The 24,116-nt window shown below is 76.2% G+C and carries 21 protein-coding genes; 11 read left to right on the top strand and 10 right to left on the bottom strand.

Going from position 1 to position 24,116, the window contains the following annotated elements:
* Nucleotides 1-61 precede the first annotated feature (61 nt).
* Complete coding sequence (locus ABZ881_RS05030; protein ID WP_344018791.1) at nucleotides 62-415, top strand: Rv2175c family DNA-binding protein; 354 nt, start codon at nucleotides 62-64, stop codon at nucleotides 413-415.
* On the opposite strand, the gene ABZ881_RS05025 is transcribed toward ABZ881_RS05030, so the two are convergent.
* The 4 genes from ABZ881_RS05025 to ABZ881_RS05010 are packed head-to-tail and all read right to left on the bottom strand — an operon-like array spanning nucleotide 384 to nucleotide 5,615.
* On the bottom strand, nucleotides 384-1,406 hold the full coding sequence (locus tag ABZ881_RS05025; protein ID WP_358481900.1) for a phytoene/squalene synthase family protein: 1,023 nt from the start codon (nucleotides 1,404-1,406) through the stop codon (nucleotides 384-386). The two genes, ABZ881_RS05030 and ABZ881_RS05025, sit on opposite strands and share 32 nt — an antisense overlap.
* Entirely contained in the window at nucleotides 1,387-2,994 is a 1,608-nt protein-coding gene (mptB, locus tag ABZ881_RS05020; protein WP_358481899.1) for a polyprenol phosphomannose-dependent alpha 1,6 mannosyltransferase MptB, read from the bottom strand. Before mptB ends, ABZ881_RS05025 begins: the two co-directional genes overlap by 20 nt.
* 27 nt (nucleotides 2,995-3,021) lie before the next feature.
* Entirely contained in the window at nucleotides 3,022-4,581 is a 1,560-nt protein-coding gene (gene crtI, locus ABZ881_RS05015; protein ID WP_358482106.1) for a phytoene desaturase family protein, read from the bottom strand.
* 5 nt (nucleotides 4,582-4,586) lie between these two features.
* Nucleotides 4,587-5,615 carry a polyprenyl synthetase family protein gene (locus tag ABZ881_RS05010; protein WP_358482105.1) on the bottom strand — a complete coding sequence of 343 codons (1,029 nt, stop codon included), beginning with the start codon at nucleotides 5,613-5,615 and terminating at the stop codon, nucleotides 4,587-4,589.
* A gap of 252 nt (nucleotides 5,616-5,867) precedes the next feature.
* Here ABZ881_RS05010 and ABZ881_RS05005 point away from each other — a divergent pair, with 252 nt between their 5' ends.
* A complete protein-coding gene (locus ABZ881_RS05005) occupies nucleotides 5,868-6,806 on the top strand; it encodes a methylenetetrahydrofolate reductase (RefSeq protein ID WP_358481897.1) in 939 nt (312 codons plus the stop codon).
* A gap of 147 nt (nucleotides 6,807-6,953) precedes the next feature.
* On the opposite strand, the gene ABZ881_RS05000 is transcribed toward ABZ881_RS05005, so the two are convergent.
* A complete protein-coding gene (locus ABZ881_RS05000; protein WP_344018797.1) occupies nucleotides 6,954-7,619 on the bottom strand; it encodes a DUF3153 domain-containing protein in 666 nt (221 codons plus the stop codon).
* 38 nt (nucleotides 7,620-7,657) lie between these two features.
* A complete protein-coding gene (locus ABZ881_RS04995; RefSeq protein WP_358481895.1) occupies nucleotides 7,658-8,281 on the bottom strand; it encodes a GNAT family N-acetyltransferase in 624 nt (207 codons plus the stop codon).
* A gap of 349 nt (nucleotides 8,282-8,630) precedes the next feature.
* Here ABZ881_RS04995 and ABZ881_RS04990 point away from each other — a divergent pair, with 349 nt between their 5' ends.
* Together ABZ881_RS04990 and ABZ881_RS04985 are read left to right on the top strand one after the other, a co-directional pair.
* Nucleotides 8,631-8,930 (top strand): hypothetical protein, encoded by a 300-nt coding sequence (locus ABZ881_RS04990; RefSeq protein ID WP_344018803.1) that lies wholly within the window; start codon nucleotides 8,631-8,633, stop codon nucleotides 8,928-8,930.
* Nucleotides 8,931-8,965: 35 nt separating this feature from the next.
* Nucleotides 8,966-9,661, top strand: a complete 696-nt coding sequence (locus tag ABZ881_RS04985) for an SAV_6107 family HEPN domain-containing protein (RefSeq protein ID WP_358481893.1) — start codon at nucleotides 8,966-8,968, stop codon at nucleotides 9,659-9,661.
* A gap of 100 nt (nucleotides 9,662-9,761) precedes the next feature.
* Here the strand turns inward: ABZ881_RS04985 and ABZ881_RS04980 are convergent, their stop codons facing one another.
* Nucleotides 9,762-10,601: a ParA family protein gene (locus ABZ881_RS04980; protein WP_358481892.1), complete on the bottom strand. Its 840-nt coding sequence runs from the start codon at nucleotides 10,599-10,601 to the stop codon at nucleotides 9,762-9,764.
* Between the two features lie 119 nt (nucleotides 10,602-10,720).
* On the opposite strand from ABZ881_RS04980, the gene ABZ881_RS04975 reads away from it, so the two are divergent.
* Both ABZ881_RS04975 and ABZ881_RS04970 read left to right on the top strand, forming a co-directional pair.
* Nucleotides 10,721-11,479, top strand: a complete 759-nt coding sequence (locus ABZ881_RS04975; protein WP_358481890.1) for a class I SAM-dependent methyltransferase — start codon at nucleotides 10,721-10,723, stop codon at nucleotides 11,477-11,479.
* Nucleotides 11,480-11,807: 328 nt separating this feature from the next.
* Nucleotides 11,808-12,215: a DUF3040 domain-containing protein gene (locus ABZ881_RS04970; RefSeq protein ID WP_358481889.1), complete on the top strand. Its 408-nt coding sequence runs from the start codon at nucleotides 11,808-11,810 to the stop codon at nucleotides 12,213-12,215.
* Between the two features lie 191 nt (nucleotides 12,216-12,406).
* Here ABZ881_RS04970 and ABZ881_RS04965 read toward each other — a convergent pair whose 3' ends face one another.
* The 3 genes from ABZ881_RS04965 to ABZ881_RS04955 are packed head-to-tail and all read right to left on the bottom strand — an operon-like array spanning nucleotide 12,407 to nucleotide 17,023.
* Entirely contained in the window at nucleotides 12,407-14,698 is a 2,292-nt protein-coding gene (locus ABZ881_RS04965; RefSeq protein WP_358481888.1) for a DUF3488 and transglutaminase-like domain-containing protein, read from the bottom strand.
* Nucleotides 14,695-16,104: a DUF58 domain-containing protein gene (locus ABZ881_RS04960; RefSeq protein ID WP_358481886.1), complete on the bottom strand. Its 1,410-nt coding sequence runs from the start codon at nucleotides 16,102-16,104 to the stop codon at nucleotides 14,695-14,697. Before ABZ881_RS04960 ends, ABZ881_RS04965 begins: the two co-directional genes overlap by 4 nt.
* A gap of 1 nt (nucleotide 16,105) precedes the next feature.
* Nucleotides 16,106-17,023 (bottom strand): MoxR family ATPase, encoded by a 918-nt coding sequence (locus ABZ881_RS04955; protein WP_358482104.1) that lies wholly within the window; start codon nucleotides 17,021-17,023, stop codon nucleotides 16,106-16,108.
* Nucleotides 17,024-17,712: 689 nt separating this feature from the next.
* On the opposite strand from ABZ881_RS04955, the gene mraZ reads away from it, so the two are divergent.
* From mraZ to ABZ881_RS04930, 5 genes are all read left to right on the top strand, one after another.
* Nucleotides 17,713-18,144 (top strand): division/cell wall cluster transcriptional repressor MraZ, encoded by a 432-nt coding sequence (gene mraZ / locus ABZ881_RS04950; RefSeq protein WP_344019334.1) that lies wholly within the window; start codon nucleotides 17,713-17,715, stop codon nucleotides 18,142-18,144.
* 393 nt (nucleotides 18,145-18,537) lie between these two features.
* Nucleotides 18,538-19,530: a 16S rRNA (cytosine(1402)-N(4))-methyltransferase RsmH gene (gene rsmH / locus ABZ881_RS04945; RefSeq protein ID WP_358482103.1), complete on the top strand. Its 993-nt coding sequence runs from the start codon at nucleotides 18,538-18,540 to the stop codon at nucleotides 19,528-19,530.
* A 55-nt stretch (nucleotides 19,531-19,585) separates the two neighbouring features.
* Nucleotides 19,586-20,302: a hypothetical protein gene (locus tag ABZ881_RS04940; protein ID WP_358481885.1), complete on the top strand. Its 717-nt coding sequence runs from the start codon at nucleotides 19,586-19,588 to the stop codon at nucleotides 20,300-20,302.
* Nucleotides 20,302-22,146 (top strand): penicillin-binding protein 2, encoded by a 1,845-nt coding sequence (locus ABZ881_RS04935; protein WP_358481883.1) that lies wholly within the window; start codon nucleotides 20,302-20,304, stop codon nucleotides 22,144-22,146. Before ABZ881_RS04940 ends, ABZ881_RS04935 begins: the two co-directional genes overlap by 1 nt.
* 330 nt (nucleotides 22,147-22,476) lie before the next feature.
* Entirely contained in the window at nucleotides 22,477-24,087 is a 1,611-nt protein-coding gene (locus ABZ881_RS04930) for a UDP-N-acetylmuramoyl-L-alanyl-D-glutamate--2,6-diaminopimelate ligase (RefSeq protein WP_358482102.1), read from the top strand.
* Nucleotides 24,088-24,116 lie beyond the last annotated feature (29 nt).

The following is a 24,116-nucleotide window of genomic DNA, read 5'->3' as shown; positions in this document are numbered from 1 at the left end:
CGACACGGCCCGGGTCCCGGAGTGTGGGGTGCGGGGAGCGGATGTGGAACAGTGTCCGTCTGTGAGCGAGACCCTCCCCGCGGCCGTCACGGAGGAGACGCTGACCGTCTCCGACGTCGCCTCCCGGCTGTCGATCCCCGCATCCCGCGTCCACCAGCTGGTCCGGGAAGGCCAGCTCCTGTCGTTGAAGCACGACGGCCAGGTGGTCGTCCCCGCCGTGTTCCTGGACGGGAACGACGTGGTGCGCGGCCTCAGCGGCACGATCAGCGTGCTGCGCGACGGCGGCTATGACGACCGCGCGATCCTGACCTGGTTGTTCACCGAGGACGACTCCCTGCCCGGTTCGCCGATCGGGGCGATCGGCGCCGGCCGGCACAAGGAGGTCAAGCGCCGCGCCCAGGCGATGGCGTTCTGACCGGCGCGGCCCGCCCGGTCCGTTCCCGGGCCAGCTCCCGGCCCCTGGCCAGCACCGCCCGGCCCAGGCCGGGCAGCGCGACGGCGGCGCGGCGCCGGTTCGGCACCGCGACCCGCCGCTGCAGGATGTCGTAGCCGGCGTCGGCGATCTCGTCGAGGATCCCCGCGTACAGCGTGCGCGCCGTGCCCACGCAGGCCCGGGACACCGGCTCCAGCATCGGGATCCCCGGGTCCGCGCGCCGGTAGGTGGCCCGGGTGCGGGCCACCAGGTGGGCGAGCGCGCGCCGCACCCGCGGATCGGGCCGCCCGGTGCGCCGCGACCAGGCCAGCAGCTCCCGGTCCACGCCGAACGCGGCCAGCTCGTCCGCCGGGAGGTAGACGCGGCCGCGGTCCAGGTCCTCGCCGACGTCGCGCAGGAAGTTCGTCATCTGGAAGGCGACGCCGAGCAGCGCGGCGTGCGGCTCGGCCTCGGCCCGCGGGACCACGGTGCCGAGCACCGGCAGCGTCTGCAGCCCGATCACGGCGGCCGAGCCGTGCACGTAGACGGCCAGATCGGCGTCGGTCGGGTAGCCCTCCACCGTGAGGTCCATCCGCATCGAGACCATGAAGTCGCGGAACAGCGACGGGTCCAGCGCGTGCCGGCGCGCGGTCTCGGCGACGGCGAGCACCTCGGGCCTGCTCCCCGGCTGCGGTGCCCCGTCGAGCGCGGCCGTCAGCTGCGCGTCCAGGGCGTCGAGCGCCGCCCGCGGACGGCCGCCGCCCGCACCGTCCGGGTCGTCGACGATCTCGTCGGCGTACCGGGCGAACCCGTAGAGGGCGTGGATGTCGACCCGCCGCTCCGGTGGCAGCAGCCGGGTCGCGAGGTAGTAGGTGCGGCCGTGTTCGGCGTGCAGGGCGCGGCAGGCGGTGTACGCGGCCCGCAGCGCCGGGTCGGTCAGCCCGGCGGCGTCGAGCTCCGCGCGCCCCGCCCGCTCAGCCGCCGTCGCGGGCACCGTCGGTCACCGGGGAGGAGCCGGCCGGGTGACGGCCGGCACGCAGGCCGAGCGGGTCCGGCCGGAGCAGCGCGACGGCGGCGAGCAGCCCGGCGGCGGCGCACAGCAGGAGATAGGGCGGCGCGTAGAGCGCGGTCTCGCCGTCCGGGAAGTAGACGATCATCAGCCAGATCGAGCCGAAGACCGCCCACTGCAGTCCGCGAGCGCTCCACGCGGTCATCGCGAGCAGGCAGAAACCCCAGCTCAGGTACCACGGCAGCGTCGTCGGCGCGAGCACGGCGGCGAGTGCCAGCGCGATCGCCGCGTTGCGGATCGCGATCGTCCCGCCGTCGCGTGCCAGCCACCACAGCGCGACGACGAGCACGCCCAGCACGCCCGCGCCGATCGCCCGGAAGACCTCGACGAACGCCTGCTGGTTCAGGCCGTCCACGAACATCCCGGCGACGGCGTGCGCCACCTGCCCGGCGCCGGTCGACCAGGACAGCCAGTTGACGATCATCGACGGTGCGCTGAGCGCGGGCAGCCAGCCCAGCCCGTAGCCGGTGGCCCAGGTGCACGCCCCGAACACCGCGCCGAACACGGCGACCGAGGGGAGCCCGGCCCGCATCAGCCGGGACCAGAACGGCCCGGTGAGCTTCGCGGCCCAGACCAGGACCAGGAACGGCAGGATCAGGCCGGCCGAGGCCTTGACCGCCATCGCGAGCGAGGCGACGACGATCGCCCAGAGGAACCGGTCGCGCAGCGCGAGCAGCGCCGCGAGCGGCAGCAGCCCGACGACCAGCAGGTCGTTGTGCACGCCGCCGACCATGTGCACGACCATCACCGGGTTCGCGACCGCGATCCACAGCGCGACCGCGGGCCGGCCGCCGAGCCGCCGGGTCAGCGCCGGGAGCACCGCCACCAGCAGCACCAGGCCGCTGACCAGCATCAGCCGCATCGCGATGACGCCGAGCAGGACGTTCTGGCCGACCAGCAGCACGATGCCCTGTGCCAGCAGGATGAACAGCGGGCCGTACGGCGCCGGGGTGTCCTGCCAGAAGAAGTGCACGTTGTCGGTGAAGATCCCGCCCATCGTGTCCGGCCCGAACCGGTACGGGTCGTACCCGGCCAGCGGCAGGGCGCCCTGGGCGAGGTAGCTGTACGGGTCGCGGGTGAACAGCGGCGGGGTGACCAGCATCGGGATCATCCAGACGCAGGCCGTGGTCAGCACCGCGCGCCCGCCGACCCGGTGGGCGAGGACGTCGCGGCCCAGCCGCACCCACGCCCAGACCATCAGGGCCAGCCCGGTGTAGACGACGATCCCGGCGATCATCGCCCCGTGGCCGTAGCGCCAGAACGACAGCGGCGAGTTGCCCAGGATCGGATCGCGCACCGGGATCCCGCCGGCGCCCGGCGCGCCGAGGAACATGAGCACCGTGCCGGCCAGGCCGAGCAGCAGGGTGCGCCGCGGCGGGTCGCCCCGCCGCGCGGTGAGCGTGCCCCAGCGGGACCTCGGGGACCCGCTGCGCGGGTCGCTCGGGTCACCGGCCGCAGTCACCGGCTCCGGTGCCGCGGGGCGGGGGATCGGGGGCGAGGGCTGGGCGGTCATCGTGGCCGGAATGATTCCACGCCCGGCTCAGCGGGCGACCCGCGACCCCGCGCCGCGACCGGCCCGCTCGGGCGAGCGCGGCCCGGTGATCCGCTCCGCCGCGAGCCGCCCGGAGACCAGTACCGGGGGGATACCGACGCCGGGGGTGGTGCCGCAGCCGGCCAGCACGGCGTTGGACACGCCGCGCACCAGGTTCCGCGGCCGGAACGGCCCGGTCTGGGCGAGCGTGTGCGACGCGGAGAACGGCGTCCCGGCGGCCATCCCGGCGGCGGCCCAGTCGCGCGGCGTCCACAGCCTGGTCCAGCTCGGGGTGGCCCCCGGATCGGCCAGGCCGCGCTCGACGAGCACGCCGAACAGCTCCTCGGCGTAGGCGGGGCCGATCCGGTCCCAGTCGATGCCGGGGGCGACGGCGGTGTTCGGGCACGGCGCGAGCACGCTCATCAGCTCCCGGCCGTCGGGCTGCAGCCCGGGATCGGTCAGCCCGGGCCGGGTGACCAGCAGCGACGGGTCGCTCATCAGCCGGCCGCGGTCGATGATCTCGCGGAAGGTGCCCTCCCACGAGCCGCCGAACGAGATCGTGTGGTGGTGCCGGGCCACGCCGGGGGACGGGGTGGGCATCCCGGCGTGCACGACGACCGCGCTCGGCGACCAGCGCAGCCCCAGCGGACGGCGCGGCGCGCCGCCGAGCAGGTCGTAGGCCGCGGGCAGCTCCGGGGTGAGGACGACGGCGTCGCAGGCGGTCTCGATCTCCTCGCCGCCGCCGGCCGGGACCGACCGCACCGCCGTGACCCGGTCCCCGGACCGGACCAGCCGCGTCACCCGGCTGCCGTACCGGACCTCGGCACCCGCGTCGGCCGCGGCGTCGGCCAGCGCGGTGCCCATCGCGCGCATGCCGCCGCGCGGGAACCACACCCCGGCGACGGTGTCCATGTAGGCGATCACGCCGTAGGCACCGAGCGCCCGCTGCGGGGCGACGCCGGCGTAGAGCGCCTGGAAGGAGAAGATCCGGCGGAGCCGCTCGTCGGGCAGGAACCGGTCGATCCGCCGGCCGAGCCGGCCGAACCCGCCGAGCGCGACCAGCCGGGCCAGGTCCGGCCCGACCAGGGAGAGCGGCGAGTCCAGGTTGGCGTCGATGAAGGAGTCCATCTCGGCCCGGTAGAGGTCGGTCAGCCAGCGCCGCAGCCGCCGGTAGCCCTGCGCGGACTCCGGGCCGCAGGTCTCGCGGACCTCGTGCTCCATCGCCGCGGCGTCGGTGTGCACGGAGATCGCCGAGCCGTCGGCGAACTCCGCCCGGTAGGCCGGATCGAGCCGCACCAGGTCGAGCCGGTCCGCGGTGCGCTCGCCGACCGCGGCGAACGCCGAGTCGAGCAGCTCCGGCATGGTCAGCACGGTCGGCCCGGTGTCGAGCCGGTACCCGCCGTGCTCGTCGGTGACGTCGAGCCGCCCGGCCCGCCCGCCGGGGAACTCCTCCCGCTCCAGGATCGTCACCCGGCGGCCGGCGCCGAGCAGGTGCAGCGCCGTGGACAGCCCGGCCAGCCCGGCGCCGACGACGACCACGTGCTCGGTGCGGCCGGGCACCGTCCGCACGCCGCTCACCAGGCACGCCGGGTGGCGCGCTCGGCCAGCTCGAACAGCCGGGCGCGGGCGGGCTCCAGTACCGGCGCGGCGTCCAGTGCGTCCAGCGCGGACCCGGTCAGCGCGGCGATCCGCTGCTCGACGACCTGCACCGCACCCAGCTCGGACAGCACCGAGCGGACCCGGTCGAGCGCCTCCCCGGCGAGCCCCGGATCGCCGAGCGCACCGGTGATCACCTCCTGCGCGGACCGGTCCCCGCGCTGCTCGGCGCGCTGCAGCGCGGCGGCGACCAGCAGCGTGCGCTTGCCCTCGCGCAGGTCGTCGCCGGCCGGCTTGCCGGTCACCCGGGGGTCGCCGAAGACGCCGAGCAGGTCGTCGCGGAGCTGGAACGCGACGCCGATGTCGGCTCCGTAGCGGCGGTAGGCGCCCAGCAGCCGTGGCTCCGCGCCGGCGATCGCCGCCCCCAGGTGCAGCGGGCGCTCGACGGTGTAGGCGGCGGTCTTGAACCGGTCGATCTTCAGGGCGGTCGACTCGGCGGCGTCGCCGGAGGCCTGGGCGAGCACATCCAGGTACTGGCCGGAGAGCACCTCGGTGCGCATCGCCCGCCACGCCTCGGCGGCCCTGGCGTGCCCGCCGTCTGGCAGCGACGCGGAGTGGAACATGTCGTCGGCCCACACCTGGGCCAGGTCGCCGACCAGGATCGCGACCGCGGCGCCGAACCGGGCGGGCGGCCCCGACCACTCGTTCGACGCGTGCGTGCGGGCGAACTCGACGTGCACCGTCGGGCGGCCGCGGCGGGTGGACGAGGCATCCATCAGGTCGTCGTGCACGAGCGCGCACGCCTGCACGAGCTCCAGCGCGGCGATCGCGGTGAGCACGCCCTGGGCGTGCTCGTCCTGCGGGTCGCCGCCGGCGCCGCGCCAGCCCCACCAGGCGAAGGTGGGCCGCAGCCGCTTCCCGCCGCCGAGCACGAAGCCGGCCAGCGAGTCCGCCGCCTGCGCGACGGCCGGGTCGATGCCCAGCACGTCCGTGCGGCGCCGGTCCAGGTAGCCGGCCAGCACCCGTTCGACGTGCTGGGGCAACGCGTCGTCGAGCGGGGCGGGCCCGGCCGTCGTGATGTCGCCGGGGCCGAGCGGGGCGGAGGCGGGAGCAGCGGGATCGACCACGGAGCCAGGCTAACGGTGGTCACCGACACTCACCCGGCGACCGCAGGTGGGGGCGCGTGCGGGGGCCCGGCCGGGTGGCCCGGGGCGCTTCAGGGGCCCACAGCGGCACGTTCGCACCGTAAGGTCATCCGGGTGACGACGACCTCTGCATCCACGGTGACCGAACGGATCAGCGTCGACCGCCCCTTCTTCGCGGTGGAGTTCTTCCCGCCGAAGGACGACCAGGGCGAGGCGGACCTCTGGCGGGCGATCCGCAGACTCGAGGTCCTGGACCCGGCCTACGTGTCGGTGACCTACGGCGCGGGCGGCTCCAGCCGGGACCGCACGGTGCGCACCGTCGAGCGGATCGCCACCGACACCACGCTGTGCTCGATGGCGCACCTCACGGCGGTGTCGCACTCGGTGGACGAGCTGCGGCACGTGATCGGCTCGCTCGCGGCGGCCGGCGTCCGCAACATCATGGCGCTGCGCGGCGACCCGCCCGGCGACCCGCTCGGCGAGTGGGTGAGCCACCCGGAGGGACTGGAGTACGCCGACGAGCTGGTCTCGCTGATCAAGCGGTCCGGGCCGTTCTGCGTCGGTGTCGCGGCGTTCCCCTACGGCCACCCCCGCTCGGCCGACCTGGCGGCCGACACCGAGCGCCTGGTCGGCAAGTTCCGGGCCGGCGCGGAGTTCGCCGTGACCCAGCTGTTCCTCGAGCCCGAGGGTTTCCTGCGGCTGCGCGACCGGGTCGCCGCGGCCGGGTTCGATCAGCCCATCATCCCCGGGATCATGCCGCTGACCTCGGAGAAGACCTTCCACAAGGGGCCGGAGCTGTCCGGCTCGCCGCTGCCGCCCGCGCTGGTCGAGCGGCTCGCCCCGTACTCCGGGGACGCGAAGGCGTTCCGCGCGGCGGGTATGGAGGTGACCGGCGAGCTCTGCGAGCGGCTGATCGCCGAGGGCGTGTCCGGGATCCACTTCTACTCGCTGAACCGGTCGACGGCGACCACCGAGCTGATCGACCGGCTCGGCCTGGCCGAGCCGCGGCGCTCGGCGGCCGGTCGGTCGGCCACCGCGTCGGCCACCGTCTGAGGTTCCCGGCGGCGGATCCGGTCCGGATCCGCCGCGGATCCTCGGGCCGCGCCGGACCGGCCGGACCGGCGGCCGGGCCGCCACGGCGCCGGACCGTCCGGGCGTCCGGACGGTCTCAACGCCGGACCGTCCGGGTGCCGGACGGTCTCAGCGGCGGATCGCCGGGTTCCGGTCGCGGTGGGCGAGGAACACCACGGCCCCCGCGGCGACCGCCACCAGCCCGGCCAGCAGCAGCGACCAGCCGACCACCGACGGCGCGTTCGGGTCGGTCGAGACCACCGACGCGTTCAGCTGGGAGACCTCGCCGGGGGCGAAGGTCCAGGTGACCGTCCCGCCGTCGGCCTCGCCGTCGGTCTCCACCACCTCGCCGGGGAAGCTCATCGCCAGCCGGACGTCCGAGCGGTCCACCGGCATCGTCGTCAGGTCGGCCCGCCCGCGCACCGCGATCCGCTCGCCCACCCGGCGCATCTCCAGGTTCGCCCGGGCCGAGGCGGTGCCGCCGAGCGCGGCGAGCTCGGAGACCTCGGGGAAGGTCAGGCCCTCGAACGACGCCCTGGAGCCGACGAACCCGTCCTCGTCGTAGGGCGCGAGATCGACCTTGTCCTCCAGGGCCGGGGGCACGGTGACCTCCGGCCCGCTGCCGTCCGGGGTCGCGATGACGATCGTGCCGTCGACGGTGTCGTCGGGCTGGACGGCCAGCGCGACCTGCACCCGCGCGCAACCGGTCAGGGCGAGCAGGGTGAGCACCGCGAGCAGCACCGCGGCCTTCGTGCGCCGCCGGTGCGGAACGGTGGAGCTGCGGGGGAGCGGCATGCCGGACATCGTGCCACCCGGGGGCGGCCCGCCCGGCGTCACGCCGGGTCGTGTCCCGGGTGAGTCGCGGCCGGTGCGGGCGGGGCGAGCGGGAGCTCGCGGCCGAGCACCGCGAACGGGCGCGGGTCGCCGGTGAACAGGTGCTCGCGCAGCACGTCCCGGAAGCCGGCGCGACGGTAGAGCCGCCACGCCCGGCCGGGGGGCTCCGGGCCGTACTCCGGCGTGGAGAGCAGCATCCGGGACCGCCCGGCGTCCCGGGCCAGCGCGCGGAGCAGCGCCTCCCCGATGCCGGCGCCCTGTGTCCTGGGGTGCACGTGCAGCTCGGTCAGCTCGAAATAGTCGGTCAGCCAGTCCGCGCCGACGCCGTCGGGATCGCCCCGGCGGGCGCGCAGGCCGCGCCGAACCTCCTCGAACCACCACTGGCCGGGCCCGCCCCAGTAGCCGTAGCCGATCCCGCCGAGCCGGTTCCGCTCGTCCACCCAGCCGACCGCGCGCCAGCCGGGCCGGTAGGAGTGCTCCAGCCAGAGCGAGCGGCGCTGCCGGGCGGTCGAGCGTGGGTAACCCATCGCGGTCACGTACACGTCGATGGCGTCGGTCAGCCGGCCGGCGAAGTCGCTGCGGCTGAGCCCGACCAGGCGTGGCCGTGCCGGCGCGGCGGTCACCGCGGGCCCCACGCGCCGCGGCGGGCCGCGGGGCCGGCGTCCGCAGCGGGACGGGTGGAGGCGCGCATGCACCCATCACATCACGCTCCGAACGGTCCCGCGGCCCGGGTGTGCCGGACCGTGCCCGGACCGGCACCACCGACGACCGGACCACCCGACCGCCGGACTTGACTGCCGATCGAACACGCGTTCTACTGAAGTACGTCGAACGCGCGTTCGACATCCGGGCGTCCGGTGCGGGGTGGGGGAAGCATTCCGTCGCCGGGCGACCCGGAACCGATGCCGGGGAGCGGGGGCCGAGGCCCGCTCCGCGGGAAGGGGCGTGGTGGGAGTGGGTGGCTTCTCGCGATTGTTCCGAGCGCGGCAGCCGGCGGCCGTCGACGTGCGCTGGCAGAACGGTGAGCCGGTCGAGTTCCAGCGGCGTCCGTCGCGGCGCGGCGAACGGTTCCTGGTCACCGGGGTGCGTGACCAGTGGGTCGAGGAGTCGCCGTGGCCGTTCCCGTCACCGATGCCGATCGGCGGCGACCGGCTCAGCTGCTGGCGGGTGCAGGCGCGGTCGGTGGAGGAGCCGCTCGAGCCGCCCCGCGAGGTGGTGCTCCGGATGCGGGCCGGGCCGGGGGTCTGGGACCTCGTGCAGGTGAACGACTGACGGATGCGGGTGGGACACGGGATGGAGGTGCCGCGATGAGCACGACGATGGAGCTGGACCTGTGGCCGCCGGCCGCGCCGGGTGGTCGCGACCCGGGGCAGGCGGGCCCGGCGGGGGAGCCGGTGACCCGGTCGACCGGATCGGACGAGCCGGGCCGGCCGGTCGTTCCGGCGCCCCGGGGCGTCTGCCGCGGGGGCGAGCGCGGCACCGGCAGACGGTCGTCGCGGTCCGGCGGGACCGTCGCGTCTCCGCGGTCCGGCGGCTCCACCGTTTCCCCGCGGGCCGCCGCCTCACGTGGCGGTGGTGCGGTCGCCCGCACCTCGCGGGCCGGCGGTGCGGGGTCGCACGGGGGGGCGGGGGCGCCCCCGTCGCGGGATGCGCTGGCGCTGCTCCGCCAGGCCGCCGACCAGCTGGCCGAGGCGCATCGCGATCCGGATCCGATGCGCCGCTATCCCGCCGCCTACCTGGCGGCGCTGCGGGCCGGGGCGGCGGTGCTCGCGATGCGGGCACGGCCGCGGCCGCGGCGGGGAGCGCCGCGGGACGTCTGGCGGCTGCTCGCCGAGGTCGCACCGGAGCTGGAGGAGTGGGCGTCGTTCTTCGCCTCCTGCTCGCGGGTGCGGGCAGCGGCCGAGGCCGGGATCGAACGGATGGTGGATCGGCGCGGGGCCGACGACCTGCTGCGGCAGGCCGAACAGTTCGTCGGGCGGGTGCAGCAACTGCTGCCGCGCTGAGCGACGGCCGGGGCGCCGGGCGGCCGCCGGGCCGCGGGGATCACAGCGGGGCCGCGGGATCACGGCCGGGCCGCCGGACGGCCGGGGCGCGGGGTGACCGTCAGGCCGAGGCGGCGGGCCGGTCGCGGGAGGCGCTGCGCAGCACTCGCCCGAGCAGGGAGGTGAACACGGCCGAGATCTCGCGGGCGCCGGGGGTGTCCCAGGCCTGGATCGGCAGGCAGGCGCCCTGCGCCTGCTGCACGGCGGACCGGTCCGGGAGGACGCTGTTGAACACCAGGGGCCCGAACAGCTCGCGGAGCTCGGAGATGCGGAAGTCGTGCTCGGTGTTGCGGGGGCGGACCCGGTTCACCAGCACCCCGAGCGGCTGGAGCCGGTCGTTGGAGCGCTCGCGCTCGGTCTGCACCGCGTCGAAGGCGCGCTGCACCCCGGACACCGAGAACATCGTGGGATCGGTGACCAGGATCGCGCGGTCGGCCGCGGAGAGCGCACTGCGGGTCAGCTGTCCGAGTGAGGGCGGGCAGTCCACGATCACCAGCCGGTAGCGCTCCTCGGCCAGGCCCCGGGCCTCGTCGGCCGGGTCGGTGATCAGCTCGTCGGCCAGCCGCTGCAGCGCCCGGTCCAGGCGGTGCAGCTGGGCGGCGCCCGGATCGGGATGGTTGTGCCGCTCGGTCTGCTCCGCGCCGACCAGCACGTCGAGTCCCTCGCCCCAGGCCGACGGGGCGATCGCCCGCTCGACGACGGCGCGGCGCGGCTCGTCGAGGACGTCGGCGACCGTGGCGGTGGTGGGCTCGGGATCCAGCGCGGTGGTGGCGTTCGCCTGGGGATCGAGATCGACCACGAGGGTGGACACGCCGTGCCGCTGCGCCGCGCCGGCCAGACCGAGTGCGACCGTGGTCTTACCGACGCCGCCCTTGAGACTCAGAGTGGCGACGACCTGCACCGCTTCAACGTACCGTGTCGTTCCACCGTGGTGTGTCGCGGAGGGTGTCCGGTCCGGCCGCCGCCGGGCCCGGCGCATGCGCGGGTGGCCACCGGTCCGGTGACCACTAGGCTGCCGGCGTGGGATCGCCGACACGGGAGCAGGCCGGAGCAGCGCGCGGTGCCGCCGTGTTCCGGGTGTTGGACAGGGAGGTCGAGCGCGTCCGCCGCGGGACCGGCGCCGCTCCCCGGGTGCTGGACGTCGGCGGGGGGAGTGGCACCTGGGCGGTGCCGCTGGCCGCCGCGGGCTGCACCGTCACCGTCGTGGACACCAGCCCGAACGCGCTGGCCACGCTGGCCCGCCGGGCCCGCGAGGCGGCCGTCACCGACCGGATCACCCCGGTGAACGGTGACGTGGACACGCTCGCCGACGTGGCGCCCGCCGACGGCGCGGACCTCGTGCTCGGGCACGGGCTGCTGGAGGTCGTCGACGAACCGGGCCGGGTGCTCACCGCGCTGGCGTCGGCGGCGGCCCCCGGGGGCGGCGTGTCGGTGCTCACCGCAGGCCGCTACGGCGCCTTCATCGGCCGGGTCGCCGCCGGCCGGCTCGCCGAGGCCCGGCAGCTGCTGACCGACCCGGACGGCCGGACCGGCCCGGAGGACCGGCTGCTGCGCCGGTTCGACGCGGCCCTGCTGCGCGAGCTGGCCGCCGGCACCGGCCGGCTGGACGTCGAGGTGCTGCAGGGCGACGGGACCCTGGAGGCGTGGCTGCCCGGCCCCGGACAGGAAGGCGAACCGGCCGGTCGGGACGAGCATGACGAACTGGACATGCTGGCGTCGGCCGTCCCGGCCCTGGGTGAGGTCGCTCCGCGGTTGCATCTGCTCGCCCGGCGGTTCTGAACCCGGGTCGCGCGGCGTCTTGACGGCATCCTGACGCCCCGGACGGCCGGCGGACGGTCGCCCACGGTGACCGTGCCACCACCGTCGACCTGCGGATCCGCCGCCGTCCGGGTGGTCCGGCCGGCACCCGCGTGACCGGTGACACGCCGCGCCGCGCCGCCCGCTCGACGATCAGCCGAGCAGGTTGCCCGGTCCGGGTGGTCGCAGCACGATTCGCCTCGTACTCTTATGTCCAGACGCCCAGGTGGGGCGCCCGTCGTGCCGATCGGGGCCGGGAAGCCCGGATCGGGGCGACCTACCGTCCGATTCGTGTTCCGGAGGTGAAGGCATGCCGCTCTCCGAGCACGAGCAGCGCCTGCTCGAACAGATCGAACGGGCCCTCTACCAGGAGGACCCGAAGTTCGCCTCTTCTGTGAGCGGCAACCGGATGAGCAAGCCTGCTCGTCGGCGCCGCATCCAGGGGGCCGTCGTCTTCGTGCTGGGCCTCGTCCTGCTCGTGGCCGGGATTCCGTTCCAGGCGCTGTACCTGGGCGACATCCCGGTGCTCAGCGTCGTCGGATTCCTCGCCATGCTGGGCGGTGCACTGCTCGCGGTGACCTCGATCGGGGCCCGCGGTCAGGACGCCGAGGCCGAGGGAGGTGCCGAGGCGCCCAAGGACCCGAAGTCCGGCGGCGAGAACGGTGGCTTCACCGGTCGGATGGAGGAGCGCTTCCGGCGTCGCTTCGAGCAGGAGTGACCCCACCTCCACGTCATCACGGCGGGGCGGGACATCATCGCGATGTCCCGCCCCGCCGTCGTCGTACGGGGAGCTGAGTCGTACGAGGCGCTGAGCCGTACGAGGCGCTGAGCCGTACGAGGGCTGACCAGCGGCGCGCGTCCCCGGCCGGGGCACCGGCTCGACCCGGCCACCGGCCGGGTCGGTCCGGTTCAGTCCCGGGTGGTGGGCCCCGGATCGTCCTGATCGGCACGGCCGGCCCGGCCCCGCCCGGCCGACGGCACCGAGGGCACCACCGACGGCGGCAGCATCCGGGAGCGCAGCGAGCCGCCACCGGCGGCGATCGCGGCTCGCACCTCGTCGACCAGGCCGTCGAGGGTCTCCGGCCCGGGCAGCACACCGCCGTACCAGCTCGCCTCCACCCGGCCGGCCAGCTCGGCCAGCGCCGCGGACGGGCGGCCGGTCAGACCGTGCCGTTCGGTGATCCGCGCGGCGGCCGCGCGGACGGTGTCCTCCGGCGGGACGGGCACCCCGTGGTCCCGGGACGCGGCCAGGATCTCCTCCCAGGCCGCCGCGGCCGCACCCGTCCCACCGGCGCGGGCCAGCCCGGCCCGGCGGACGTACTGCCGTCGCCGCCACAGGCCGGGGGTCAGCGCGAGCAGCACCAGACCGGCCACCAGCGCCGCGACGACGACCAGCGTGACCCACGGCGACCCGCCACCGGCGGTCGTCGCGGGCTGCCCCTCGGCGGGGGCCGGCGGCTCCGGCGCGGCGTCCCCGCCGTCCGCCGGCTGCTCCTGCGCGGGCTCCGGCGCCGGCTGCTCCTGCGCGGGCACCCCGCCGTCCTGCTCCTGGGCCTGCTGGACGTAGCCGGGTTCGATGGTCTGCCCGTCGGCCAGCGGTGTCGGGTCGAACGTCATCCAGCCGTAGCCGGGGAACCAGGCCTCGACCCAGGCGTGCGCGTTCTCGGTGGAGATCGTCCGGCCGTCCGGCCCGTCGGTGCCCGCGGTGAACCCGACCGCCACCCGGGCCGGCACGTCGACGGCCCGCAGCATCACCGCCATCGCCGAGGCGTACTGCTCGCAGTACCCGGTCCGCCCGACGGTCAGGAAGTCGACCAGGGCGTCGTCGCCGGCACCGGGCGCGGTCGCCAGGCTGTAGGTGAACGGGGAGTCCGGGCCGGTGAAGTGGTTCTCGATCGCCATCGCTCGGTCGAACGGGTTGGTGGCGCCCGCGGTCACGTCCCACGCGATCTGCACCACCCGCGGATCGACGCCCTCGGTGTCGAGGTAGGCGCGGTCCACGGTGACCGGGCCGGACGCGCCGCGTAGCTGCTCGGCGGAGGGCTCGGGCAGCCGCATCGACTGCGACCAGCCCTCCTCCTCGCGCGGCCGTTCGCTGTAGGCGATGCCGCCCGAGGCGTCGTAGGCCCAGCCCTCCGGGCCGACGTCGATCGCCGTCGGGTCGCCGAACACCGGCAGCCAGTAGTCGCGGAACCCGAGATTGTCCACCTGGACCGTCTGCTCGGCGGCGGGCCCCGAGGTGGACGGCGGGAGCGGCCCGGTCAGCGGGATGCCGGGCTGCGGACGGCCGGCGGTCCAGCCCTCCTGCGGGACGTAGGTCTGCAGGGTCAGCGCGCGCAGGTAGGCCGGAGCGTCCATACCGCGGACCCGGAACAGCTCGCGCGGCTCGCTGCGGGTCAGCTGGCCGCGCAGCGAGGTGAACGGGCTCAGCCCGATCGACCCGTCGGCGCCGGCGCCCGCCCCGGCGCCACCGGCCGCGTCGAACCGCCCCGCGGTGCCGACGGCGGTCGCCGCGGCACCGGCGAGCAGCGCCCCGGCGACCGCGACGGCGACCACCGCGGCACCGGCCGGCGCCTGCCGCAACCGCTCCGGCCGCAGGAGCAGCAGCACGCCGAACCCGGCGGCCGCTGCGACCAGCGACCACCACGGGAGCAGCTCGGACTGCAGCGCGACCGGCACCGCGAACACGACGAGCAGCGGCACCCCGGCCGCGGCGGGCGCGCCGATGGTCACCGCGAGCCCGAACACCGCGATCGTCAGCGCACCGAACCCGAGCGTGACCAGCAGCAGGATCTCCGGCGTCGCGGCGACCGGCGGGAGCCCGGTGTCGATCTGGGCGCCCGCGCCGCCGAGCAGCGCGGCCAGCTCGCCCAGCGCGGCCGGGCCGGGCAGCACGCCGAGCACGCCGCTGCCGGTGAACAGGCCGGTGCCCAGCAGCACCAGCGCGAGGAGCTGACCCGGCGCGGCGAGCGCAGGCCGGAACGCGAGCAGCAGGCCACCGGTGGCGGCGGTCACCGCGACCGCGAGCACCGCGTACCCGAGCCAGCCGAACCCCTGCACGACGGCGCCGGTGGCCGATCCGGCGAGCAGCACCGCCAGCGCGGACGCCACCGGCCCCAGCAGGGCGTTCCCGGGCGGGGTGGGCGGCCCGCCCGGCGCCGGGGCGGTCGACGGCGGCGGGAGCGTCGCGGGGGCGCTCACCGGATCCCGCCGGGCGCGGTCTGCGTGCCGCAGGCGTCGGCCCAGGCCCGCTGCACGGTCGTCCCGCCGGACACCACGGTGGACTGCCAGCCGGCCCGGCGCAGGGCGGCGGCGGCGAGCGCGGCGGGCCGGCCGGGGGAGGTGCCGGAGGACCAGTCGTCGACGTCGAGCAGGATCGCGTGGCCGCCTCGCGGCCAGGCCGCGACCAGCGCGGTGACGTCCTGCGGTGCGGTGGCACCGAGCACGGCGAGTACACCGTCCGGCTGCCCGGTGCCCGGATCGGGGGCGCCGCCCAGCGCAGCGGTCGCCGACGGCCGGAGCACGGCCAGCGTCTCGAGGCGCTGCGGGACGGCGTCCTCGCCGGAGACCGCGTCCAGGATGCCGCCGCCGTCGTCGAGCCGGGTGCCGGACTCGTCGACCAGGGTGACGGCCTCGCCACGGCGCAGCAGGTGCACGGCGACGCTGGCGGTGAACTCGACCGCCCACTCCAGGCTGCACCGCGCGCCGTGCCAGCGGTGCGCGGCGTCGCGCCGGTCGAGCAGCAGCGTCACGCCGGTCGGGTCCGGCCGGTCGTCGAGCCGGACCATCAGCTCGTCGCGCCGGGCACTGGAGCGCCAGTGCACCCGTCGCAGCTCGTCGCCCTGCCGGTACGGCCGGATCAGCACGTCCGGGGTGCCCGCGCCCGGCCGGCTGCCGCCCTCGGCGCCCCGCCCGGCCGCGGTGGAGGTCAGCGCGGGCCGCCCGGTGAGCGGGGTGACCCGGGGCAGCACCAGCCAGCGGTCGGCGGCGAGGACGTCGTGCCGGAACTCGGCGAGGCCGAGCGCGTCGGTGCCGCGTCCGCGCAGCGGACCGATCCGGTAGGCGCCGCGGACCGCGGGCCGCAGCGGGTAGCCGACCCGGGCGCCGCGGCGGCCGAGCCGGTGCACGGTGAAGCGCGGGGGATAGCGGTCCGAGGGGCCCGCCGCGTCCGGCACGGTGTCGGCGATCCGGAGCGAGCCCAGCAGCGATCCGCCGGCGATCCGGAGCAGCGCGGTGCCCGCCTCGCCCGCCTGGATCCGGGACGGCTCCAGGATGCGGGTGACCTGCAGCGTGCGCCGGGACCGGAGCGCGACGAGCAGCGCGAGCAGCGGCAGCAGCACGACGAACGCGCCGACCCGCACCAGGTCGCGCTCGTCGAGGACGACCGCGCAGACGACCATCGCCAGTCCGCCGGCGAGCAGGCTGCGGCCGCGCACCGTCAGCCCGGCGGGCCGCTCCCGGCGGGCGATGCCGGGCCGGTGGGCGAGCGGGCCGGGGGTCGGGTCCGCGCGCTCGCCGGGGGCGGCGCTGCGGGCGGCGGGCGCGGCGGCCTGCCCCACCGGCGGGCGGGCCGGGGCGGACCGGCCGGTCCCGGAGGACACCGTCACGTCAGCTCCGCGGCGGGGAGGGCACCGCGACCCGGCCCAGCGCGCCGCGCACCAGATCGGTGGTCGAACGGCGGGCGGCGACCCCCTCCGGGCCGAGGATCAGCCGGTGCGCCAGCACCGGCACGGCGACCGCCTGGACGTCGTCCGGGATGACGTAGCCGCGCCCGGCGGTGGCCGCCCACGCCCGGGCGGCGCGCAGCAGGTGCAGCGTCGCGCGCGGCGACGCGCCGAGCCGCACCTCGGGCAGTCGCCGGGTCGCGCCGACGATCTCCACGCAGTACCGGCGGACCTCGGCCGCGGTGTGCAGGGCGCGGGTGGTGGCGACCATGGACCGCAGCGTGTGCAGGTCGGTGACCGGCCGCATCCGCTCCAGCGGCTGGTCGGTGCCGTGCTCGTCGAGCATGGCGAGCTCCGCGGCCGGGTCCGGGTAGCCGACGCTGATCCGGATGGTGAACCGGTCGCGCTGGGCCTCGGGCAGCGGGTAGGTGCCGTCCATCTCGACCGGGTTCTGGGTGGCGACGACCATGAACGGGTCGCCGAGCGGGTAGGTGCCGCCGTCGGCGGTGACCTGGTGCTCGGCCATGCACTCGAGCAGCGCGGACTGGGTCTTCGGCGACGCCCGGTTGATCTCGTCGGCGATCACGACGTTCGCGAAGACCGGGCCGGGCCGGAACTCGAACTCCGAGGTCTGCCGGTTGTAGATCGAGGTGCCGGTGATGTCGCCGGGGAGCAGGTCCGGGGTGAACTGGATGCGGCTCACGGCGCCGTCGACGGAGCGGGCGAGCGCCTTCGCCAGCGAGGTCTTGCCGACGCCGGGCACGTCCTCGACGAGCAGGTGGCCCTCGGCGAGCATCGCGACCAGCGCGAGCCGGATCGCCTCGGGCTTGCCGACGATCACCCGGCCGACGGTTCCGGCGATCCGGCCCGCGACCTCGGCGACCGCGCCGACGTCGAGCTGGTCCGCGCCGTACCCGGGGGTGGCGCCGGTCGGTTCCGCGCGGCGGCCCGGCACCCCGGGCTGCGGGGACGGGACGGACGGCACGGACGGCGCAGAGGGTGCGCTCGAGGACAACGGGCCTCCTCAAGGGATGACGGGGCACGACCAGTCTGTCAAACGTCGCCCGATCGTGATCGGCCGCCGCCGTCCGGCCGCCGGGCTACGGCCGGACGGGTCATCAGATCCGGCGCGGTGCTGCTCCGGGCGGCGGGGCGGGCGGGGCCCGGTCGAACGCCGGGGCCGGCGTCCCCACCGGCGTCCCCACCGGCCTCCCACCCGCCGCCCCACCACTCCCCACCGGTGTCCTCACCCGCTCCCACCGGCTGCCCCACCCTTCCCCACCGGCTGCCCGCACCGGACCCGGCACAACCCCTTCGACCTGCGACGACGCCGGCGAGGGAGCGGAGTGCCCGATCCGGCCGTCCGGGCCCTCCACGGTCGCTCCGGGGTCGCGCTACCGGGTGGCTCCCCACCACCCCCCACTGCCTCTCACCTGCGGAAACAGTCGATGAACAGGAGGTGCGGGAATCATCTCGGGTTGACGGTGGGTGGTTGTGGGGTAGTGTGGTGATCGCTGGGGCGAACAGGTGCCCCAGGTGGAGGTGGGGTCGGTGTTCCTCGGCACCTACACCCCGAAGCTGGACGACAAGGGGCGGCTCACGCTGCCCGCGAAATTCCGCGACGAGTTGCGAGGCGGCTGCATGATCACGAAAGGGCAGGACCACTGCCTCTACGTGTTCACCCGTGACGCCTTCACCGAGATGGCACGCAAGATCGCCGCGGCGCCGCTGACCAACGAGTCGGCGCGGGTCTTCCAGCGGAACCTCTTCTCGGGCACCGACGAGCAGAACCCCGACGGCCAGGGCCGGATCGCGATCACGTCCGAGCTGCGCCGGTACGCCGGACTGACCAAGGACTGCGTGGTGATCGGCGCGTTCACGCGCGCCGAGATCTGGGACGCGCAGGCCTGGCAGGAGTACCAGGAGCAGCACGAGAACGAGTTCGCGAAGGCGCAGGAGGAGGTTCTGCCCGGGCTGTTCTGACCCCCGCTGGCGGGCGGGGGAGAGGAACGGCATCGCATGCAACACGACGGACGGCATCACCGTCGCCGTCCCGACCCGGGTGCCGTGATCGGCGGCCCTGGCACACCTTCCCCGGTGCCAGGTCCTCACCGGCACGGCCCCCGGGTGGGGACGGCGCCGGCGCCCACCCTGACTGGGGAGTTCGGGTGGCGGGATGGCGGCCGTTGTCCACAGGCGCATCGCATGCCGGTTGTGGGAACCGGCGCGAGCGGTGCACCCAGGGACTGGTCCGACCGGTTCCGGCCCGACCGGGCCGGGACCGGAACCGGCAGACCGGACGGCCACGGGGGACGGACGGCACGCACGACTCGGGGGTGGGACGTGGCAGGTACTCCCGACGACGGCGACGGCGCGATCCACGACGGCGCGAACGACGGCGCGTACGACGCTGATGGGCCCGCGCCCGGCGAGCGGCACGTCCCGGTCCTCCTCGACCGCGCCAGCGAGCTCCTCGGTCCTGCGCTCGCAGGACCCGGCGCCGTGCACGTGGACGCCACCCTCGGCATGGGCGGCCATGCCGCGGCCCTGCTCGCCGCGTACCCGCAGCTCACCCTGGTCGGCCTCGACCGGGACCCGCAGGCCCTGGAGATCGCGGGCAGGCGGCTCACCGCCTTCACCGACCGGTTCCGCCCGGTGCACGCCGTGTACGACCGGATCGGCGAGGTGCTCGCCGAGCTCGGGATCGACGGTGTGCAGGGCATCCTGTTCGATCTCGGCGTCTCCTCGCTGCAGCTCGACGAGACCGCCCGCGGATTCTCCTACTCCCGCGACGCCGATCTCGACATGCGGATGGACCCGACGACCGGGCCGACCGCCGCCGACGTCCTCAACAGCTACTCCGCGCCCGAGCTGCGCCGGATCCTGCGCGAGTACGGCGAGGAGCGGTTCGCCGGGCCGATCGCGAACGCGATCGTGCGCAACCGCGCGACCACCCCGTTCACCCGCAGCGCCGAGCTGGTCGAGCTGCTCTACGCGGTCGTCCCGGCCGCCTCCCGCCGGACCGGCGGGCATCCGGCGAAGCGGACCTTCCAGGCGTTGCGGATCGAGGTGAACGCCGAGCTGGACGCACTGCGCGGCGCGCTGCCCGCCGCCCTCGACGCGCTCGCGCCGGGCGGCCGGATCGTCGTGCTGTCCTACCACTCGCTGGAGGACCGGATGACCAAGCGGGCACTCGCCGAGCGCACCCGGTCGCGCACCCCGCTCGACCTGCCGGTCGAGCTGCCCGGGCACGAGCCGGAGTTCCGGCTGCTGACCCGCGGCTCGGAGACGGCGACCGACACCGAGATCGCGCGCAACCCGCGGGCCGCCCCGGTGCGGCTGCGGGCAGCGGAACGGGTGGCGTCATGACCACCGTCACGACGGACACCACCAGCGGCAGGGCACGGCGGAGAGGCAGGAACCGATGAGCACACCCGTCATCGATCGCCCGGGGACGCCCGGTACCCGGCCACGTCCGCAGGCCCGCCGGGCGGCGGCGCCGCCCCGGATCCCGGCACAGCGCGGTCCGGGCGAGAACCGGCGCGCCCAGGAGCAGCGCCGCACCCGCGCCGTGGCCAGGGAGAACACCGGCCGCGCGAAGTTCGTGCTGGTCGTGATGGTGCTGCTGGCGGTCGGCCTGATCGCCACGCTGTGGCTGTCCACCGCGGCGGCCGCCGACTCCTACCGGCTGCAGGAGGCGCGGCAGCAGACCGCCGCGCTGACCGAGCGCTCCGAGGCCCTCCGCAAGGAGGTGACGGTGCTGCAGAGCCCCGGCTCGCTGGCCGAGCGCGCCGCCGCCCAGGGCATGGTCCCGGTGTCCGACCCGGCCCGGCTGGTCGTCGGGCCGGACGGGCAGGTCGAGGTGGTCGGCGAGCCCCGGGCCGCGGCGCCCGTCGCACCGCCTGCCCCGCCTGCCCCGGACCCGGCCGCACCCGGCGACCCGGCCGCGCCGGCAGATCCGGCCGCACCGGAGGCGGCCCAGCCGCAGGCCGTGCCCGGCGGCGGCACCTCCGACCCGGAGGCCGAGGGCGGCGACGCCGCCGCGGCGGCCGGCGCCGAGGCCGGTGCCGACATCGACCGGCAGGAGGGAGCCGATCGCGAGGTCCCGGCCGACGCCCGTGCGGCGGGCGGTCAGGACTGATGACCTACGCACCACCCCGGGGCCGCCGCCCCGGGTACGGCGGTGGGCCGCCCCGCGGCGGCCCGCCCCGGCGCAGGCGTTCGGCCGCCGACGACCCGCGTTTCCGGCTCCGGCTGGCCTGGGTGCTGCTCGCCGCGCTGCTGCTGGTCTCCGGCGCGAAGCTGGTGGTGGTGCAGACCGTCCAGGCCGGCTCGCTGACGGCGGACGCGGAGAAGCAGCGCGCCAGCCGGATCGTCATCCCGGCCGAGCGCGGCTCGATCACCGACCGGGACGGCAACGTCCTCGCGTTCTCCACCGAGTCGAAGGCGCTCGTCACCAACCCGAGGCTGATCAACCGGACCCGGGGCGCCGAGGCCGTCGACTACAAGAACGCGATGGCCGACGCGGTCGCCGGGGTCACCGGCGGCGATCCCGAGGAGCTCCGGCGGGCGCTGGCCCGCGACCGCGGCTACATCGTGCTGGCCACCGCGGTCGACCCGGCCCCGGCCCGCGAGCTGCGCGAGCGGTTCCCGGAGATCGCCGAGGAGAGCCGGGAGGCCCGCCAGTACCCCGGCGGGAACCTCGCGTCGAACATCATCGGTGCGGCCACCTGGAGCGCCGACGCCCAGAAGCTGGTCGGCCGGATCGGCCTGGAGTCCGCCGACGACGACCTGCTGGCCGGCCGGGACGGCTTCCAGATCGCCGACACCGCCGAGGGCAGCCGCACCGTCATCCCGGGCAGCGTGCGGTCCGAGCAGCCCGCCGTGTCCGGTTCCGACGTGCAGCTCACGATCGACTCGGACCTGCAGTTCCAGGTGCAGCGGATGCTGGCCGGCTACGCCGCCGAGTCCGGCGCCCGCAGCGGCTCGGCCGTCGTGCTGGACCGGGAGACCGGCGAGGTGCTGGCACTGGCCGACAACACCTCGTTCGACCCGGGGAACCTGCTGGAGGCCGACCCGGCGACGCTGGGCAACAAGGGCGTCACCACGCCGTTCGAACCCGGCTCGGTGAACAAGGTGGTCGCGATGGCGGCCGCGCTCGAGGCGGGCGTCGTGCAACCGGAGGACGTGCTGGAGGTCCCCGGTCAGATCCAGGTCGCCGACCGCACCATCCGGGACGCCTGGGCGCACGGCGTCGAGCGCTACACGCTCACCGGCGTGCTGGCGAAGTCGTCGAACGTCGGCACCCTGATGACCGCCCAGAAGGTCGGCGAGGACGCGTTCTCCGACATGCTCACCCGGATGGGGGTCGGGCAGCGGACCGGCGTCGGGCTGCCCGGTGAGAGCGCGGGCTCGGTTCCGCCGCGCGCCACCTGGTCCGGCTCCACCTTCGGCAACCTGCCGATCGGGCAGGGTCTGTCGATGACCGTGCTGCAGATGGCCGGGATGTACCAGGCGATCGCGAACGACGGCCTCCGGGTACCGCCGCGGGTGGTCGCGGCCACCGAGGGACCGGACGGCGTCCGGGTGCCCACCGAGGCACCCGAGCCGGTGCGGGTGATGTCCCCGGAGAACGCGCAGACCCTGCGCACGATGCTGACCGCCGTCACCCAGAACGAGCGCGGGCAGGCCGGGACCGGCCCGGCAGCGGCCGTCGCCGGGTACGAGGTGGCGGGCAAGACCGGCACCGCGCAGCAGGTCGACCCGGAGACCGGCGCCTACTCGCGCTCCCAGTACTGGATCACCTTCGCCGGGATGCTCCCGGCGCAGGATCCGCGGTTCGTGGTCGGGATCATGCTCGACGCCCCCCGCGGGGGCACCAGCGCGGCGCCGCTGTTCCACGACATCGCGTCCTACCTGGCCCAGCGGGACCGGATCCCGGTGCAGAGCGAGCCGCCGCGGGTGCAGACCCTGCAGCTGCCGTGAGCGCCGCCCGGGCGGCCGGGACCCGGCCGGAAGCGCCCGGCGGTCCCGGCGGCCGTCCGACCGTCCGGCCGGCCGCGGCCGTCACGGGATGCGCGGGACGCGGCCCGTCGACCGGCCGGATGCCTGCGCCGGACGGGCGTATCCGGCCTGCCGTCCGGGTCTGCGACGGCGCTCGTCCCGCCGTCCGGCGCGGCCCGGCCCGTGAGCGGTCGCGACCGCCGGATCCGGCCGGAGGGCGACCCCCGGCGGTCGGTAACCTCCCGCGCTGTGCCCGACGTCCACGCTGCGTACGCCACCCCGGCCGGGAACGTCGACACCGGGATCCCGTCGATGAGCGGGCACCCCGGTTCGCTCCCGGACCGCCCGGAGATGGTGCGCCCGGTCGACGTCGCCCTGCTCGGGCGGCTGGCCGGAGCCGAGCTCAACCCGCGCACCGCCGGAGCGGGCCCCGGCCCGCTGCTCGACGCCGCGGCCGGCCCGCACACCGTCACCGGGGTGACGCTGCGCGCCGCGTCGGTGCGGCCCGGCGATCTGTTCGCCGCGCTGCCGGGCGCGCGGGCGCACGGCGCCGACTTCGCTGCGCAGGCGATCGCGGCGGGCGCCGCCGCCGTCCTGACCGATCCGGCGGGCGCCGACCGGCCCGAGATCCGGCACTCCCGGCTGCCCGTCCTGGTGCACCCGGACCCGCGGGAGGTGCTCGGCCCGGTGTCGGCCGCCGTGTACGGCGAGCCGACCGCCCGGCTGCGGGTGCTGGGTGTCACCGGTACCTCGGGCAAGACCACCGTCGGGCACCTGCTGGAGGCCGGACTGGCCGCCGCGGGCCGGGCCAGCGGGCTGCTCGGCACCGTCCGCACCCGGGTGCGGGTGCCCGGGCACGAGCCGCGGGCGCTGCCCAGCGCCTTCACCACTCCGGAGGCCCCGGACCTGCAGGCCCTGTTCGCGGTGATGGTGGATGCGGGCGTCACCGACGTCGCGATGGAGGTGTCCAGCCACGCGCTGGCACTGGGCCGCGTCGGCGGCACCCGGTTCGCCGCCGGTGCCTTCACCAACCTCTCCCAGGACCACCTGGACTTCCACCCGACGATGGCCGAGTACTTCGAGGCCAAGGCCCGGCTGCTCGTCGGCGGCGGAGCCGGTGTGGAGCCGGCCCGGCACGGCGTCGTCTGCATCGACGACGAGTGGGGCCGCCGGCTGGCCGCCCGCCGGCCGGAGGCGGTCACCGTCAGCGCGGCCGACGACGGCCCGCACGCCACCTGGACGGTGCGCGATCTCGCCGCTCACCCGGACGGCACCCAGACCTTCACCGCGATCGGCCCCGGCGGCCTCGCCCAGCCGGTGACGCTCGCCCTGCCCGGCCGGTACAACGTGGCGAACGCGCTGGTCGCGCTGGCCTGCCTGGACGCCGACGGGATCCCGCCGCAGGTCACCGCGGAGGGCTTCGCGCAGCTGTCGGTGCCCGGCCGGATGCAGCGGGTGGACGCCGGGCAGCCGTGGCTGGCCGTGGTCGACTACGCGCACAAGCCGGCCGCCGTCGCCGCGCTGCTCGACGCGCTCCGCGCGCAGATCAAGCCGCACGCCCGGGTACTGACGGTGCTCGGCTGCGGCGGCGACCGGGACACCGGCAAGCGGCCGCTGATGGGGGCCGCCGCGGCGATCCGGTCCGATCTGCTGGTGATCACCGACGACAACCCGCGCAGCGAGGACCCGGTCGCGATCCGGCGGGCGATGCTCGACGGCGCCACCCACGAGCCCGCCCGGGGGGACGTGATCGAGATCGGCGACCGTCGGAGTGCGATCGTCTACGCCGTGCGCTCGGCCCGCCCCGGCGACGCGGTGGTGATCGCCGGGAAGGGGCACGAGACGGGCCAGGAGGTGCACGGGGTCAAGTACCCGTTCGACGACGCCGACGAGCTGGTCGCCGCGATCCGGGCGGCCTCGTGACGACGTCGGGTGCCATGACAGGAGGACGG

This window comes from Pseudonocardia sp. NPDC046786, from assembly GCF_040645415.1.
GTDB classification, from domain to species: Bacteria; Actinomycetota; Actinomycetes; order Mycobacteriales; family Pseudonocardiaceae; genus Pseudonocardia; species Pseudonocardia kongjuensis.
This window is presented reverse-complemented; position numbering and strand designations above follow the sequence as displayed.

Excerpts from the sequence above, each read along its gene's own strand:
- ABZ881_RS04940 (WP_358481885.1), top strand. The coding sequence starts at position 19,586 with ATGAGCACACCCGTCATCGATCGCCCGGGGACGCCCGGTACCCGGCCA.
- ABZ881_RS04985 (WP_358481893.1), top strand. The coding sequence starts at position 8,966 with ATGAGCACGACGATGGAGCTGGACCTGTGGCCGCCGGCCGCGCCGGGT.
- ABZ881_RS04970 (WP_358481889.1), top strand. The coding sequence starts at position 11,808 with ATGCCGCTCTCCGAGCACGAGCAGCGCCTGCTCGAACAGATCGAACGG.
- ABZ881_RS04935 (WP_358481883.1), top strand. The coding sequence starts at position 20,302 with ATGACCTACGCACCACCCCGGGGCCGCCGCCCCGGGTACGGCGGTGGG.
- ABZ881_RS04930 (WP_358482102.1), top strand. The coding sequence starts at position 22,477 with ATGAGCGGGCACCCCGGTTCGCTCCCGGACCGCCCGGAGATGGTGCGC.
- ABZ881_RS05000 (WP_344018797.1), bottom strand. The coding sequence starts at position 7,619 with ATGCCGCTCCCCCGCAGCTCCACCGTTCCGCACCGGCGGCGCACGAAG.
- mptB (WP_358481899.1), bottom strand. The coding sequence starts at position 2,994 with ATGACCGCCCAGCCCTCGCCCCCGATCCCCCGCCCCGCGGCACCGGAG.